This is a genomic window from Extensimonas perlucida (genome assembly GCF_007655255.1).
Classification (GTDB): Bacteria; Pseudomonadota; Gammaproteobacteria; order Burkholderiales; family Burkholderiaceae_C; genus Extensimonas; species Extensimonas perlucida.
This window is the reverse complement of the sequence record NZ_VMYE01000020.1, coordinates 1-13,047: the sequence shown is the minus strand read 5'-3', so window position 1 is coordinate 13,047 and position 13,047 is coordinate 1. Positions and strand designations below refer to the sequence as shown.

Annotated in this window: 9 protein-coding genes and 1 pseudogene; 6 read left to right on the top strand and 4 right to left on the bottom strand. The window is 67.6% G+C overall.

Features of this window, described 5'->3' with window-relative positions; genetic code table 11:
* Window positions 1-5: 5 nt before the first annotated feature.
* Window positions 6-2,210 carry a glycogen debranching protein GlgX gene (gene glgX, locus FK527_RS13830; RefSeq protein WP_222116159.1) on the bottom strand — a complete coding sequence of 735 codons (2,205 nt, stop codon included), beginning with the start codon at window positions 2,208-2,210 and terminating at the stop codon, window positions 6-8.
* A gap of 42 nt (window positions 2,211-2,252) precedes the next feature.
* On the opposite strand from glgX, the gene FK527_RS13825 reads away from it, so the two are divergent.
* Both FK527_RS13825 and FK527_RS13820 read left to right on the top strand, forming a co-directional pair.
* A complete protein-coding gene (locus tag FK527_RS13825) occupies window positions 2,253-2,531 on the top strand; it encodes a hypothetical protein (protein WP_144735030.1) in 279 nt (92 codons plus the stop codon).
* A gap of 20 nt (window positions 2,532-2,551) precedes the next feature.
* A complete protein-coding gene (locus tag FK527_RS13820) occupies window positions 2,552-3,709 on the top strand; it encodes a Fic family protein (RefSeq protein WP_144735028.1) in 1,158 nt (385 codons plus the stop codon).
* A 69-nt stretch (window positions 3,710-3,778) separates the two neighbouring features.
* Here FK527_RS13820 and glmS read toward each other — a convergent pair whose 3' ends face one another.
* Window positions 3,779-5,701 carry a glutamine--fructose-6-phosphate transaminase (isomerizing) gene (gene glmS / locus FK527_RS13815; RefSeq protein ID WP_144735026.1) on the bottom strand — a complete coding sequence of 641 codons (1,923 nt, stop codon included), beginning with the start codon at window positions 5,699-5,701 and terminating at the stop codon, window positions 3,779-3,781.
* 125 nt (window positions 5,702-5,826) lie between these two features.
* On the opposite strand from glmS, the gene FK527_RS13810 reads away from it, so the two are divergent.
* Complete coding sequence (locus tag FK527_RS13810) at window positions 5,827-6,333, top strand: Lrp/AsnC family transcriptional regulator (protein WP_144735024.1); 507 nt, start codon at window positions 5,827-5,829, stop codon at window positions 6,331-6,333.
* 10 nt (window positions 6,334-6,343) lie between these two features.
* Here the strand turns inward: FK527_RS13810 and FK527_RS13805 are convergent, their stop codons facing one another.
* Window positions 6,344-9,370 (bottom strand): DNA topoisomerase III, encoded by a 3,027-nt coding sequence (locus tag FK527_RS13805; RefSeq protein ID WP_144735022.1) that lies wholly within the window; start codon window positions 9,368-9,370, stop codon window positions 6,344-6,346.
* Window positions 9,371-9,463: 93 nt separating this feature from the next.
* On the opposite strand from FK527_RS13805, the gene FK527_RS13800 reads away from it, so the two are divergent.
* From FK527_RS13800 to FK527_RS13790, 3 genes are read left to right on the top strand one after another with little or no spacing between them, the layout of a single operon-like run.
* Entirely contained in the window at window positions 9,464-10,000 is a 537-nt protein-coding gene (locus FK527_RS13800) for an SET domain-containing protein (RefSeq protein WP_144735020.1), read from the top strand.
* On the top strand, window positions 9,997-11,082 hold the full coding sequence (locus FK527_RS13795) for a biotin--[acetyl-CoA-carboxylase] ligase (protein ID WP_144735018.1): 1,086 nt from the start codon (window positions 9,997-9,999) through the stop codon (window positions 11,080-11,082). The genes FK527_RS13800 and FK527_RS13795 overlap by 4 nt, the downstream gene beginning before the upstream one ends.
* An 11-nt stretch (window positions 11,083-11,093) precedes the next feature.
* Window positions 11,094-11,915 carry an SPOR domain-containing protein gene (locus tag FK527_RS13790; protein WP_144735017.1) on the top strand — a complete coding sequence of 274 codons (822 nt, stop codon included), beginning with the start codon at window positions 11,094-11,096 and terminating at the stop codon, window positions 11,913-11,915.
* 977 nt (window positions 11,916-12,892) lie between these two features.
* On the opposite strand, the pseudogene FK527_RS13780 reads toward FK527_RS13790, so the two are convergent.
* Window positions 12,893-13,047, bottom strand: a pseudogene (locus tag FK527_RS13780) (IS481 family transposase); the annotation flags it as partial.

The window sequence follows — 13,047 nt, the reverse complement described above, 5'->3', positions numbered from 1 at the left end:
CGCTGTCATGGCGTGGGCTCTTTGGGGGGTGGCGGCAGGGCGCGGGGTGCATAGTGCAAGGGCTGGACGAGCAGGTGCACGCTCTGGGCGGATACGCGAAACACCGTTTGCACGATGGCCGACGCAGCCTCTGAACCATCGCATGCCACCCAGGCCTGCGCGCTGTCGAGCACCGGCTGCCAGTGCCCGGGCGGCAGCTGGATGTCCACGGCCTCCTCGCCCGCGTGCACGACCAGCAGCAGGCGCTCGTGCGCCGGCTGGTCGGCCTCGCCCACGGTGATCGTGCAGACCAGCAGGCGACCGTCTGCGCGCTCCCAATCCGAGAGTGCGGGCGGAGCACCCTTGGCCGTGCGCCACTCGATATCGGGCCAATGCTCGCCGGGCAGCGGCGCGCCGTGGAACCACTGTGCGTGGCGCAGTCCCGGGTAGCGGCGGCGCAGCGCCGTGAGGCCCGCGACGAAATCTGTCAGCTGCCGGTCGGCCTGCGCCCAGTCGAGCCAGCTGATGGGGTTGTCCTGGCAATAGGCGTTGTTGTTGCCCTGCTGGCTGTGCGCGATCTCGTCGCCCGCGAGCAACTGCGGCACGCCTTGTGCGACGAGCAGCGTGGCCAGCAGGCCGCGGCGCCGGCGCGCACGCCGCTGCAAAATGACCGGGTCTTGCGTCGGGCCCTCGTGGCCGCCGTTGGCGCTGAGGTTGTAGTCGTTGCCGTCGCGGTTGTGCTCGCCGTTGGCTTCGTTGTGCTTGCGGCTGTACGCGGTCAGGTCGGCGAGCGTGAAGCCGTCGTGCGCGGTGACCATGTTGATGCTCGCGAGCGGGCTGCGCCCCGTGGGCTCGAAAATGTCGCTCGATCCGGTGATGCGCCGCGCGAGCTGCCCGCGCGTGCACACCGGCCCGAGCCACCAGGCGCGCAGCGTGTCGCGGAATTGGTCGTTCCACTCGTGCCAGCGCGGGCCGAAGCGGCCGATCTGGTAGCCGCCCGCGCCCACGTCCCAGGGCTCGGCGATCCACTTCACGCGCGCGAGCACGGGGTCTTGCGCGATCGCCGCGAACAGCGCACCCAACGGATGGAAATGCCGCCCGAGCAGCGGGTCGCGCCCCAGCGACACCGCGAGGTCGAAGCGAAAGCCGTCGACGCCAAAGGCCTGCACCCACCAGCGCAGGCTGTCCATGACCATCTGCACCACATGCGGCCCGCCCATGTCGAAGGTGTTGCCGCAGCCCGTGGGGTTCTGGTAGTGGCCTTGCGCGTCGAGCGCGTACCAGCCCACGTTGTCGAGCCCGCGCCACGACAGCGTGGGCCCGAGCGCGCCGCCCTCGGCGCTGTGGTTATAGACCACGTCGAGCAGCACTTCGATGCCGTGGCGGTGCAGCGTATCGACCATGGCGCGAAATTCGGAGCGCACGCCCGCGTCGTCGAGGCGCGCGCCAAGCGCGTCGGCACGCGCCGCGGCGCTCGCGTAGCGCGGCTCGGGCACGAAAAAGCCCAACGTGTTGTAGCCCCAGTGGTTGACCAGGCCGCGCTCGATCAGGTGGCGTTCGTCGAGGTGGCGCTGCACCGGCAGCAGGCACAGGCTGGTGACGCCTATGCGCCGGTAGTGCGCAAGCATGGCCGGGCTCGCGAGCCCCGCGTAGGTGCCGCGCTGCGCCTCGGGCACCTCGGGGTGCAGCCGGGTCAGCGACTTGACATGCGCCTCATACAGCACGGTGCGCGCCATTGCAATGCCGGGGCCGGGCGCGATCGCGGCGCCCGCGCGCAGCTCGGCCTCCAGGTCGAGCACACGCGCCTTCGGCATGCGCGCGGCGTTGTCCGCGGGGTCGGGCAGCTCCGGCGCGTCGGCGCGAAAGCCGACTTCGAGCGCGAGCTTGTCCACCGCGCCGGGCAGCGAGCGCGCCCACGGGTCTATGAGCAGCTTGGCCGGGTTGAAGAAATGCCCCGCGCGCGGATCCCACGGCCCGTAGGCGCGCAGGCCGTAGCGCTGCCCCGCGCCCAGGCCGGGCACGAAGCCGTGCCAAATGCCGTCGGTGCACGCGGGCAAGGGTAGCCGCGCCGTCTCGGTGCTGCCGTCGGCGCTGAAGCAGCACAGCTCTATGCGCGTGGCGCGGCGCGAAAACACCGCCATGTTGAACCCCGCACGCCCACCCAGCACCATGGGCGTCGCACCCAGCGGCCAGGCTTGGCCGGGCAGACACTGAAGAGGCGGAGGATTCATGGCGCTGACAGCCCGCATTGCGTGCACGAGAGATGGCTATGAATGCCCCAGCGCGCGCAGGCGTACCGCGCAGGGCAGACTGAGAAAGTGAACAAAAAAACAAAAGAGCACAGCATGGGCGCAAATTTTGGCACTTTGGTGAAAATTGCTTCCTTCCCTGCCCTTTACGCCTTCTTTTGCACACGCGCCACACACTTGGCGCTCTTGATCAGCGTCCGGCGCGCGCATGGTCGTTATTTACACAAAGCGCAGAAAATGCAAATAATGCACCGGGCTATTCACGCGGGCATGAATAAGAGCCTGTTCATGGTCTTTGCATGAACAGGTCAGAGGAGGCGAGTTTGGAACGAGGTCTCACCGGCGAATATAGGCTGGCATCCACTGCCGGGGAGGCCGTGCGCGCTTTCGTTCCCCATCCTCTGCCGCCCACCCCGCCGCTCCTGCTCACTGCGTCCATCCAAAGGCGGCTGGAGAGGGCGCTGCTCGCCTGCGGTCGGCTCGACGCCATTACGGCGCTGCTGCCAGAGCCCGATCTCTTTCTCTATGCCTATGTGCGGCGCGAAGCCGTGCTCTCCAGCCAAATAGAAGGCACGCAATCGTCGCTCTCCGACCTGCTACTGTTCGAGCTCGACCAAGCGCCCGGCGTGCCTTTCGACGACGTGGTCGAGGTCTCCAACTATGTGGCGGCGCTGGAGCATGGGCTGGCGCGGCTTTCCGATGGCTTCCCCTTGAGCAACCGGTTGCTGCGCGAAATCCACGGCAGGCTGCTCGCGCGCGGGCGGGGTGCCGACAAGCAGCCGGGCGAGTTTCGCCGCAGCCAGAACTGGATCGGCGGCACCCGCCCCGGCAATGCCCAGTATGTCCCCCCGCCACCGCCCGAAGTCGAGCCTTGCATGGCCGCGCTGGAGCGCTTCCTGCACGCCCCCGAGGCCCCAGGAGCGCTGGTCAAGGCGGCGCTCGCCCATGTGCAATTCGAAACCATCCACCCGTTCCTGGATGGCAATGGTCGCGTCGGGCGACTGCTCGTTGCCTTGATCCTGCACCATGACGGCGTGCTGCGTCAGCCGCTCCTGTACCTTTCGCTCTACTTCAAGAAGCACCGTGTCGAGTACTACCGCTTGCTCGATGTCGTGCGCACCGCCGGCGACTGGGAGGCTTGGCTCGACTTCTTCCTTGAAGGGGTAGAGCAAACCGCCACGGGTGCCGTGGACACCGCGCACCGGCTGCTCGCCCTGTTTGCCGCCGATGCCGCGCACGTGCAAACCCTGGGCCGCGCCGCGGCCAACGCCTTGCGTGTGTTCGACGCCCTGCGCCGCCGGCCTTTGGCCAGCATCCACACCTTGGCCGCAGCGACGAGCCTGAGCTTCCCCACCGCCGCGCGGGCAGTCGAAGCGCTGGAGCGCCTGGGCATCGCACGCGAGATCACCGGCCGCAAGCGCGAGCGTGTGTTTGCCTATCCGGCCTATCTCGACATTCTGAACGAGGGGGTGCAACCGTGATCCCTGGAGCCTGCCGGAGTTTGGTCGCCGAAGTCCCTGCCAGAGAATGGCGACACGCAATCGCCCGCCCTACTCCACCGTCACCGACTTGGCCAGGTTGCGTGGCTTGTCCACGTCGGTGCCGCGCGCGCAGGCGGTGTGGTAGGCCAGCAGCTGCAGCGGCACCACGTGCAGCAGCGGGCTCAGCGGGCCGTAGTTCTCGGGCATGCGGATGACGTGCATGCCTTCGCCGTTGTCGATCTGCGTGCCGGCATCGGCGAGCACGTAAAGCTGGCCGCCGCGCGCGCGCACCTCCTGCATGTTGCTCTTGAGCTTTTCGAGCAGCGCATCGTTGGGCGCGATGGTGACCACCGGCATGGCGCTCGTGACGAGCGCGAGCGGGCCGTGCTTGAGCTCGCCCGCGGGGTAGGCCTCGGCGTGGATGTAGCTGATTTCCTTGAGCTTGAGCGCGCCTTCCTGCGCGATCGGGTAGTGCATGCCGCGGCCCAGAAACAAGGCGTTTTCTTTGCTCGCGAAGGCTTCGGCCCAGCTGATGATTTGCGGCTCGAGCGCGAGCGCCGCATGCAGCGCCGCAGGCAGGTGGCGCATGGCCTTGAGATGTGCATCTTCCTGCGCTTTGGCCAGGCGCCCGCGGGATTGTGCTAGCGCGAGCGTGAGCAGAAACAGCCCCGCGAGCTGCGTCGTGAACGCCTTGGTGCTCGCCACGCCGATTTCGACGCCGGCGCGCGTGATGTAGGCAAGCGCGCACTCGCGCACCATGGCACTCGTGGCGACGTTGCAGATGGTGAGCGTGTGGCGCATGCCCAGGCTTTGCGCGTGGCGCAGCGCGGCCAGCGTGTCGGCGGTCTCGCCGCTCTGGCTGATGACCACGACCAGGGTGCGCGCGTCGGGCACGCTCGCGCGGTAGCGGTATTCGCTCGCGACCTCGACCTGCGTGGGGATTGCGGCGATGTCTTCGAGCCAGTAGCGCGCGACGCAGCCGCTGTAATAGCTCGTGCCGCAACCCAGGATCAGCACGCGGTCGATCTCCTGGAACACGCGCCACGCGGCTTGGTGCGGGCGGCCCGGCTGCGCAATGCCGTCGAACAGCTCGGGCACGATGCCCGCCACGCCCTGGAGCGTGTCAGCGAGCGCGCGCGGCTGCTCGAAAATTTCTTTTTGCATGTAATGGCGGTACGGCCCGAGCTCGACCGCGCCGCTGAAGGCCTGCACGGTGCGCACGGGGCGCTCCTGCGGTGTGAGCGGGCGCCCCGCCGGGCCGACGATCCAGTAGCGCCCCGGCTGCAGATCGACGAGGTCGCCTTCTTCGAGGTAGATGATCTGGTCCGTCACGCCCGCGAGCGCCATCGCGTCGCTCGCCACGAAGTGCTCGGCCCCGCCCTGGCCCACGCCCAGCACCAGCGGCGAGCCCGCGCGCGCGCCCACGAGGCGGTGCGGCTCGTCGCGGTGCAGCACGGCGATCGCGTAGGCGCCGCGCAGCTCGGCCACCGCGGCCTGCACCGCGGCGAACAGGTCGCCGCCGTAGTGGCTGTCCACCAGGTGCGCGATCACCTCGGTGTCGGTCTGGCTCGTGAAGCGGTAGCCGCGCGCCTGCAGCCGCGCGCGCAGCTCTTCGTAGTTTTCGATGATGCCGTTGTGCACCAGGGCCACGCGCCCGGGCGTGCCCGCGTCGGCGTCGGCCTCGTCGCCGCATGCACCGTGGCTGAAATGCGGGTGCGCGTTGTCCACCGTGGGCGCGCCATGCGTGGCCCAGCGCGTGTGCGCGATGCCCGTGGCGCTTTCGAGCTGCTGCGCCTGCACCTGCGCGAGCAGCTCGGCCACGCGCGCGGTGCCGCGCACGCGCTGCAAGCCCGCGGCGCCCTGCGGCGCCAGGCTGCCCGCGTGCACGGCGATGCCGCACGAGTCATAGCCGCGGTACTCGAGCCGCTGCAGGCCCTGCACCAGGATGGGAACGATGTTGCGCGTGGAAACCGCGCCGACGATGCCGCACATGAAAACCTCCTTGGGCGAAACGGCTGCCATCGTAGGCAAAGAGCTTTTTCTTTGGCGCTCGAATTTCAGCCGATTTTGAAACTATATTTCAGACCTACCCATGCCTGAAATTTATTTTCATATCCATGCAGAAAACTGAAACCTTCCAACTGGACGCCACCGACCTGCGCCTGCTGGACCTGCTGCAGCAGGACGCCTCGCTGAGCCAGCAGGCGCTCGCCGCCAAGGTGCATGTCTCGCCGCCCACCTGCCTGCGCCGCGTGCAGCGGCTGCGTGCGCTCGGGCTCATCGAGCGGCAGGTCGCCATCCTGGCGCCCGAGCGGCTCGCCGCCCTGCAAGGGCACGGCCTCGCGTGCATCGTCGAGGTGTCGCTGGAGCGCCAAGGCGCGGAGCAGCTGGACGCCTTCGAGGCGCGCGCCGTGGCCGAGGAGTGCGTGCAGCAATGCTGGCGCGTCGCGCCGGGGCCGGACTTCATCCTCGTGGTGCACACGCGCGACATGCCGAGCTACCAGGCGCTCGCGCAGCGCCTGTTCACGAGCGACGCGAACGTGCGCAACGTGCGCGCCTTTTTCGCCACCCGGCGCGCGAAATTCGACACGAGGCTGCCGCTGGCGGTCGAGGACGGCAGGTGAGCCCCGCCCCTCAGCCCAAATGCTTGCCGAGAATCCCCGCAAGTTCGAACATCGATATTTGCGGTTTGCCGAACAGCGGCTGCAGCTTGGCGTCGGCGTTGATCGCGCGTTTGTTCGTGGCGTCTTGCAGGCCGTGGGCTTTGATGTAGTCCCAGACTCTTTTGAGCGCCTCGGTGCGCGCCACGGGTTCGGGGCCGATCACGGCGGCGAGCTCGGGGCTGGGCGCGCGGCCTGCGGCGGGCGCGCGTGGCGCTTTGACAGCGGCGGATTTCGCAGCGACCGATTTCGCGGCGCTGGTTTTGGCGGTGGTTTTTGCTGCGCGCTTGCCCGCAGCTTTTGCCGTGGTTTTTCCGCCCGCTGATTTTGAGTCTTTTTGGCCTCCAGCACTTGCTGCACCTGCGTCAGAAGCTCCTGATTTGGATGCGCCCGCGGCGCTTGTGGCGCCCGCGCGCGGCGGGAATTTGCTCGGCGCGAATTCGAAGCCGACTTTGCCCGCGTCCTTGTCCCAGGCCAGGTGCGCCTTGAACGGGCGGCGCGTGCGCGTGCTGATGAATTTGTCGAGCAGGTCGGTCTTGCCCGTGGCGAGCAGCTTTTGCATCTGCGCGCGCTCCACGGGCTGCTGCAGGATGATCTTGCCGGTCTTGAAGTCGCAGCTCGGCACGGGTTGCTCGGGCGTGGGCACGGACTTGCTGCAGACGTAGTTGCTGCCGTGCTCATAGACGGGCGCGCCGCAGCGCGGGCAAGGGCCCAGGCTTTCCTGCCCGGAAAAGTCCACGGGCGCGCCGGCTTCGTCGGCCTTGCCGTCGTCGCCAAAGTCGAATTCGAGCTTGTAGTTTTTGCTGTCCTCGTCGAACACGAGCGCGAGCTCAGCCGTGAAGGGCCAGCCGGCCTTGGAGCGAAAGCCTTCGAGCGGGCCGATGCGCTTGTCGCGCAGCAGCTGCTCGGCCTCGGCCGTGGAAAAGGTGCGCCCGCCGGGCGACTTGCTGAACGAGAAGCCGCAGCCCGCGCCGTCGCCGTGCGCGCCCATGCAGGCGAAGCGGCGGTAGTTTTCCTTGACCACGCCGCCGCAGTTGGGGCAGGGCGTTTGCAGCGTGGCGTAGTCGCCGGGGATGGTGTCGCGGTCGTATTCCTTGGCTTTTTGCACCAGGCGCTCGGTCATGGCGGCGATCTCGGCCATGAAGGCGTCGCGGCTGAGCTGGCCTTTTTCCATCTGCGCGAGCTTGTATTCCCACTCGCCGGTGAGGTCGGCGCGCGAGAGTTCTTCCACGCCCAGGCCGCGCAGCAGCGTCATGAGCTGGAAGGCCTTGGGCGTGGGCACGAGCTCGCGGCCGTCGCGCAGCAGGTATTTTTCGGCGATCAGCCCTTCGATGATGGCCGCGCGCGTGGCCGGCGTGCCCAGGCCTTTTTCGCGCATGGCGGCGCGCAGTTCTTCGTCTTCCACTTGCTTGCCTGCGCTTTCCATGGCGCTGAGCAAGGTGGCTTCGGTGTAGCGCGCGGGCGGGCGGGTTTTCAGGCCCTTGGGTTCGGCCTGCTCGGTGCGCACCTGCTCGCCCGGCTGCACGGGCACGAGGCTTTGGTTTTTCTCGCCTTCTTTGGCTTCCTTGCCGTCCTCGGTCTCGGCCGCGGCCTCTTTGCCGTAGATCGCAAGCCAGCCCGGCTGCACCAGCACCTTGCCCTCGGTCTTGAAGTGGTGCTTGTCTTCCACGGTGGTGATGCGCGTGGTCACGAGGTATTCGGCGTTCGGGAAGAACACCGCCAGAAAGCGCCGCGCCACGAGGTCGTAGAGCTTTTGCTCGGCCTCGGACAGGCCGCTGGGCGGCTGCAGCGTGGGGATGATGGCGAAGTGGTCGCTGACCTTGCTGTTGTCGAAGATGCGTTTGCTCGGACGCACGTAGTCGCCGTCTAGCGCCTGCTGCGCGAACGGCGCGAGGTGGCGCAGGCCGCTTGCCGCGAGCGTGCGCAGCGTGTCGCGCGCGACGGGCAGGTAGTCTTCGGGCAGGGCGCGCGCGTCGGTACGCGGGTAGGTCAGCGCCTTGTGGCGCTCGTACAGGCTTTGCGCGAGCGCAAGCGTGGTCTTGGCGCTGAAGCCGAACTTGCTGTTGGCCTCGCGCTGCAGGCTGGTCAGGTCAAAGAGCAGCGGGCTGGCCTGCGTGCTGGGTTTGCTTTCTTCGTGCACGCGGCCCGGCTTGCCGCGCACCGCGTCGGCAATGGCGCGCGCCTGTGGCTCAGACCAGAGGCGGTCGGCGCGGGCTTCGGGGTCTTCGCTTTTCTTCCATTGCGGGTCGAACCACTTGCCGGGGTAGTGGCCGGCCTGCGCGGCAAAGCTCGCGTGCACTTCCCAGTAGTCGCGGCTCACGAAGCGGCGGATTTTTTCTTCGCGCTCGACCACGAGCGAGAGCGTGGGCGTCTGCACGCGGCCCACGGTGGTCAAAAAGAAGCCGCCGTCGCGCGAGTTGAACGCCGTCATCGCGCGCGTGCCGTTGATGCCCACGAGCCAGTCGGCCTCGGAGCGGCTGCGCGCGGCCTGCGCCAGGCCCTGCATCTGCGCGTCCGAGCGCAGCGCGGCAAAGCCGTCGCGGATGGCCTGCGGCGTCATGGACTGCAGCCACAGGCGCCGCACGGGCTTGCCCAGCGGCACGGGGTGGCCGTTCTTGCTGCCGCCCGCGTACTGCTCGATCAGGCGGAAGATCAACTCGCCCTCGCGGCCCGCGTCGCAGGCGTTGATGAGCTCGGTCACGTCCTTGCGCCGCGCCAGGCGCACCACGGCGCTCAGGCGGCTCTTGGTCTTGTCCACGGGCTTGAGCTCGAAATACGGCGGAATCACGGGCAGGTGCGCAAAGCTCCATTTGCCGCGCTTGACGTCGTAGGCTTCGGGCGCCTGGATCTCGAGCAGGTGGCCCACGGCGCTGGTGACGATGTAGCGCTCGTTCTCGAAATAATCGTCGTGCTTGTCGAACTTGCCCGCCACGGGCGTGAGGGCGCGCACGATGTCTTGCGCGACGGAAGGCTTTTCGGCGATGACCAGGGTTTTGCTCATGCGGAATATTTTGGTGTGTTTTCTACAATGTTTGGCCTTGCGCGCGCATACACGCGCGCGCAGGTGCAAATTTCAAATTAACAGAGTTTTGCCATGTCTTGCACGAATGCCGCCGCGGCGGCGGAAGATTTTCCTGCCACTGCTGTGCGGGGCCGGGGCCGGCGCCTGCAGGTGCGGCGCTCGGCCGTGCACGGCAGGGGCGTGTTCGCGCTGCAGGACATCGCCGAGGGCGAGGTGCTGATCGAATATACCGGCGAAGTCATCAGCTGGCAGGAGGCGCTGGCGCGCCACCCGCACGATCCGGCGCAGCCGCAGCACACGTTTTACTTCCACATCGATGACGAACACGTGATCGACGGCAAGGTGGGCGGCAACGCCTCGCGCTGGATCAACCACAGCTGCGCGCCCAACTGCTACGCTGACGAACGCGCGGGCCGCATCTTCATCGTCGCGCTGCGCAACATCCGCGCGGGCGAGGAGCTGAGCTTCGACTACGCGCTCGTGATCGACGCGCGCCAGACGGCCAAGCTCAAGGCCGAATACGCCTGCCGCTGCGGCAGCCCCGACTGCCGGGGCACGCTGCTCGCGCCCAAGCGCGCGCGCAAAAGCGCACGCCGGGGCCAGCCATGACGCAAACGCCCCTGCACGCAGCCACCGACGCCGCCAGCGCGGACAGACCTGTCTGGCCCATCGCCGCACTGCAGCAGGCGCTCACGGCGCACCTGCCGGGCGGGATCGTCGAGGTGCTCGAGCGCATCGACTCGACCAACACCGAGCTCATGCGCCGCGCACGCGACGGGCACTGCGTGCCCACGCTGCTCGTGGCCGAGCAGCAGACCGCAGGGCGCGGGCGCCTGGGGCGGCAATGGCTCAGCAGCCCCGGCGATTCGCTAACCTTTTCGCTGGGCCTGCCGCTCGCGCCGCGCGACTGGTCGGGCCTGTCGCTGGCCGTGGGGCTGAGCGTGGCCGAGAGCCTGCAGCCGGAACTCGGTGCGCTTGATCGTAAGCTGCGCCTGGGCCTCAAGTGGCCCAACGACTTGTGGCTGGCCGACGACCGCAAGCTCGGCGGCATCCTGATCGAGACAGCGAGCTTCGTGCTGCCGGACGCGGCGCCCGGCTTTGCCGCACAGCCGCGCACCTCAGCGTCCGCATCAGCGCGCTACGTGGTCATAGGCATAGGCATCAACATCCGCCCGCGCGACGCGCAAGGACTCGCCACGCCGCCCGCCTGCCTGCAAGACATCGCGCCAGGAGCCTGCCAGGCTTTGGGCGTCGATAGCGAGAATGCGCCCCAGCGAGATCCGTTTTTGCCGGATTCGCAGCCGACGACTCCAAAGTCCGACAGGCTCCAAGGCATGGACGCGCCCAGCGCGCTGCTGCGCCTGCTGGGGCCGCTACTCGCCACCGTGCAAGCCTTCGCCGCGCACGGCTTTGCGCCGCTGCGCGCCCGCTACGCCGCGCGCGACCTTCTGGCAGGGCGCGAAGTGCTGCTCAGCGACGGCACGAGCGGCGTGGCGCAAGGCGTGGGCGCGGACGGCGCCCTGCAGGTGCAAACGCCCACGGGCCTGCGCAGCGTCACGAGTTCCGAGGTCAGCGTGCGCCCGCGCGCCCGCGCTGTTGGCGCCGCCGGAGCGGGTGCTGCCGATGACTCCGGCGCCGTCGGCGCGGCCACCTCAGGCCCTCCCGCGGCGCCATCGTCCGCTGCCAAATAAGCTCTTTGCCCATGCTGCGCTTCTTCGTCTTGCTCCTGTTTTTGCTAAACCTTGGCTACTTCGCCTGGTCGCACGGCGCCTTGCGCGCGCTGGGCCTCGCGCCCGCCGAGACTTCCGAGCCGCAGCACCAGCTGCAGCAAATCCGGCCCGAGACGCTGCAAATCCTGCGCACAGCGCCGGCCTCCGCCCCCTTCTCTGTCTCATCTTCCGCGCCTTCCAGCACATCGGCAGCCTCTTCGGCGGTGCCTGCGGCGTCTGCGCCCCCGACCGACGCAGCCGCAGCACCCGCATCGGCTCCAGCCACCGCTGCCGAAGCGGCGTCCGTGGCCGCTGCCGCCCCCCATCCAACCGGCCCCGCAGCGGCCTCCCGCCCCTCCGCGGCGCCCACGGTATGCCTGCAGGCCGGCACCTTCGACGCGCACCAGGCCGAGACGCTGCGCAAGGCCCTGGCGCGCTGGCCGCAAGGCAGCTGGACGCTAGACCCCGTTCCGGTCGCGGGGCGTTGGATGGTGTATCTGGGGCGCTTCCCGCAGGAGGACTTGCTCGACAAAAAAAAGGCCGAATTGCGTGAACTCGGCATCGCCTTCGACCGCCCCGGCGCCGCCTGGGAGCCCGGCCTGTCGCTGGGCCGCTACAGCAGCGAGGATGCCGCCCAGCGCGCCCTGACCGAGCTGCGCGCCAAGGGCGTGCGCACCGCGCGCGTGGTGCCCGAGCGCCCCGCCGGCACCGCCTACGTCCTGCGCCTGCCCGCCGTCACCGAAGCCCTGCGTCCCCAGGCCGACGCGCTGCGCCCGCAGCTCGGGGGGAGGGCTTGGCGCAGTTGCGAGGGGTGAAGGGGGGAAATTGGGGTCAGATTCCAATTATTGGGCGCAGGTGATTGGGCGAAGTGCGGGCGCCGGGAGTTGCGCCCGACGGCGCACCTTCTTTTCTTGTCTCGCCAAGAAAAGAAGGCAAAAGAAGGCGACCCTGCTGTCTGCGTCCCTGCCCGCCTCGCGGCGGTCAGGGCAACCTGCGGTGCTCGCACCCGGCGGGGTCGCGCGAAACTCGCTGCGCTGCGCTTCGCTCAAACAATCGCGCGCCCTTTATCCGCCGGGCGCTGCGCTCCTCGGCGCATACAGAAGGGCGGGGATACCGCACGGGCATTCGCTGCGCTCGGCCCTTTGGAAATTGGGGTCAGATTCCAATTATTTGCAGATCAAGACGCTGTTTGCGCTGTCCAACCTGTGGATGGTGCGTCACACATTGATGGGTGCCAAGGCATGAGTGCGCCCGAAAGCCTGCAAAGGCTGCGCGAAAATGGCAAAGGGGCCGTAAAACACGCGAAAACGACACTGACGCGGGCAAAAATCAGCGTCGTTCAGGCCCAATCGACCGGAATCCCACGACATGAAAAACCAGACCGGCGTAGCACGCTTGAAAAGGCGTTTTTCAGGGTGTCCCTAATCTGTTTGGCAACGCGGTCAAGCATGCCAGGAGGTAGTGATTTCAGGTTCTGCAGTGCTTCACTGCGCGCCATCGCTTCGAGAGCAGGCTGATCGATTCCAAACACGGTGCTGCGCTCCCGGAGCTTACTCTTTGACCATTGCGGCCAAGTCGATCTTGGCAGCTATGGGAGCCAGGCTGATTTCCATCCGCATCCCGCTATTGATGCTTTCAATGAATCGTAGGACCCTTTGGGCTTGATCTCTGATTTCGGCAGAAATCGTTCCATTTTCGGCATCCACTCTCAATTTTTCCCGCAAGGCACTGCTGCGTTTTTCATTCTGGTCGGATGCTATGAGATAGGCATGGATTCCAATTCCGGCGCGTCCTATCTTGAACTCTTCTCCATTGGGTAAGTGTCCAGTCCCGGACGATCATAAGGCCGCCGATGGAACAAATGAGGGTATGAATCGTACCACCCACTCATAGCCTGCATAGGCGTCTTGCTCTGCAGGGCTGATTGGGGCAAGTGGTGGTTGTAGA